We start from the raw sequence: 1326 nt of genomic DNA on the forward strand, positions 1-1326 counted from the left end.
AGAGGCGTTTAAAGCGAGCTACCTTGAAATAGAGGGTGACATTAAAAAGCGACAAGGTGATATCCCTGGCGCTATCGAGGCATACAAGAATGCTTTCGAACTTATTAAAGAAGAGCCTCAGGCGCAACCTTTGTTGGCGGTTAAGCTGTCAGACTTAGGTATCGATCCTAAGACCCTATAATCAATTTTGCCCCTTTTTGTCAGCCAGCATTGCCTAGGCTGAAAACTACAAAGGGGCGAGAATTTATCTTTCAAAGGCAGCTAAGCTCTGCCTTTTTGTTTTTATATAGTGTTTGAAGTAATCATACAGAACGCTAAGTTGCATTAGGGATTTCATAGCATGGCGCTAGAGAAAATACATCGGTGGTGTAAAAAGGTCGCCTTTCTTGGCCTTTTGTCTTGTTTGCTAGCTGCTTGTAGTAGTTCGCCAGTAAATCAGCCTGCAGAGCTTGATATCGACTTCAAAGACCAAATTAACTTTAAACGTATATGGAAGAAGTCGGTAGGAGAAGGTGATCAAGAACTAAAGCTTCAGCTTTCACCTATCCTTAGAGATGATAAGATTTACTCAGTCGATACTGAAGGCTTACTTAGTGCTATAGATCGTTTATCCGGTAAGACTCTCTGGAGTCATGAGCTGGATGAGACTATTAGCAGCGGCTTAGCAGTTGACCGAGATAGCCTCTATGTTGTGACGTTTTCTGGTTATTTAGTGTCACTACAACTTGAAAATGGCCAAGAGAATTGGCGCTCTCCGCTAAGCAGTGAAGCAACGGCTCCGCCAGCAGTAAACGGAGAACTGGTGATCGTTCAAACTATTGATGGCAAAGTTGCTGCTTTCGGGGCACAAGATGGCAAGCAACGCTGGCGTCATGATAGTGTTGTGCCGATACTTTCCTTACGAGGTACTGCCAAACCTTTAGTATCGAGGAAGTATACGGTGACTAGCTTCGCCAATGGTGAGTTGCTCACATTGAGGAACGACATTGGTTTGCCTCTCTGGAAAGCAACACTTGCTCTACCAAAAGGGCGCACAGAACTAGAGCGTTTGGTCGACTCGGATGGTCAGCCTTTGCTTGATGGTGATACCCTTTATGCAGCCGCTTACCAAGGTAAAATATTTGCTTTAAGTGCGCTCGATGGGCAGGAAATTTGGTCTAAAGAAATTTCATCTTTTAACAAGCTCGCGTTAGGCTTTGGCAAGCTCTTTGTTACCACGGATAAAGGTGAGATTATTGCGCTTGATAAGCAAAGTGGAAAGGAGTTGTGGCGAAATGAAGAGTTCTTATATCGTCGTTTAGGCTCACCAGTGGTCTTTGACCAGTT

The 1326-nt window shown here is 44.2% G+C and carries 2 protein-coding genes; both read left to right on the forward strand.

Translation table 11 applies throughout. The features are described 5' to 3' along the window. Positions 1–181 (forward strand): tetratricopeptide repeat protein (locus tag A3763_RS04080; RefSeq protein WP_156494892.1); only part of this gene is annotated, 181 nt, incomplete at its 5' end. A 159-nt stretch (positions 182–340) separates the two neighbouring features. Next, positions 341–1326: outer membrane protein assembly factor BamB (gene bamB, locus A3763_RS04085; RefSeq protein WP_068759907.1), on the forward strand; the 986-nt coding region annotated here is incomplete at its 3' end.

Source organism: Oleiphilus sp. HI0128, assembly GCF_001635365.1.